1 protein-coding gene is annotated in these 1,228 nt (G+C 29.0%); it reads left to right on the top strand.

What is annotated here, in order from left to right:
- Positions 1-132 precede the first annotated feature (132 nt).
- Positions 133-1,020, top strand: a complete 888-nt coding sequence (locus HSX10_RS18610) for a hypothetical protein (RefSeq protein ID WP_173589758.1) — start codon at positions 133-135, stop codon at positions 1,018-1,020.
- The last annotated feature ends 208 nt before the right edge of the window (positions 1,021-1,228 follow it).

Here is a 1,228-nt window from a genome sequence, read left to right as displayed (position 1 = left end):
TTGCTTTGGTCGTTGCTTATTTGGAAAATTCCTTCGGAATTTTCTCGCGTTCGTTTTTGTTTACTAAATTAGTTGCTGAAACACGCAACTAACCATACACAACAACGTTAGGCACAATATAAAAACAGAACTATGAAACATATTATTTTAGTAGTATTATTATTTTTAGCTTTTTCCTGCAAAGGACAAGACAAAAAGCAAAATGAATTTAACTATGAAGATTTCAATAGCCAAATATTAAAATATGAACCTATTAAGAAAAATGGAGTGTCCGAAAAAGATTTTCAAAAAGGACTTTTCAAACTAAAGGAAACTAAAATAGCTGTTGATAAAGACCCCAAAAAACTTAATTATGCTGACTTTTGGAATATCACAATGGCTTTTGTGAATCTTGATGAATCCAGTAAAAACATAGAAATTTCATTTAAAAAAGCAGTTGAATTAAATCCTTCAGATGTTTGTGCATTAATTAAAGCTTTTGGTAATTCAGAACTTGATATCCGAATTCCAGAAACATTCTATCCATTCGTAAATAATTGCTCGAACCTTGTTGAGAATAATGAAACTTTTAACCCAAAAACTTATTCCGAAAAAAATAAATTGGACTTAAAATTAGTTTCATTGATTAATGAAATTCATTTAAATGATATAAAATATAGATTTGACAAAACTGTTGATTGGTCAAAGCAAAATCCTTTGGACGAAAAAAATCAAAAACTGATTGATTCTTTATATCTTAAATATAAAACTTACATAGGCAAATCTTTAGTTGGTAATAAACTCGAAACTATAATGTGGGTGGTCATACAACACTCTAATTTAGAAATGATGGAAAAATATTTACCCATTATACAAAGAGCTGTAAAAGAAAACCAACTACAAGTTGTCCCATTAAAAATGTTAATAGACAGAGTTTATCTACAAAAATACAATTATCAAATTTTTGGTAGTCAGCAAAGCCCAAATTTAGCTGACGAAAAAACTCGAAATGAAGTGAGGAAGAAATATGAGATTGAATAAATACTGTGCCTAACACCGTATAAAATTAATTGCTGGTTTTAGCCAATTTACGAAAGTCCTCGCGGACTTTCTATCTGTGATTTATTTGCTAACTTTAGTGCTTAAAACAAGCAACTAATCTTATACAACAACGTTATGCCTCACCTAAAAAACTACTCGAACAAAAATTGAATGAAAAAATACATTGACTACAAAAATGATATTTCGG

Origin of the sequence: Winogradskyella undariae, from assembly GCF_013285155.1 — a bacterium.
Lineage (GTDB): Bacteria > Bacteroidota > Bacteroidia > Flavobacteriales > Flavobacteriaceae > Winogradskyella > Winogradskyella undariae.
The sequence above is the reverse complement of the archived record's forward strand: the minus strand, read 5'-3'. Positions and strand labels throughout refer to the sequence as shown.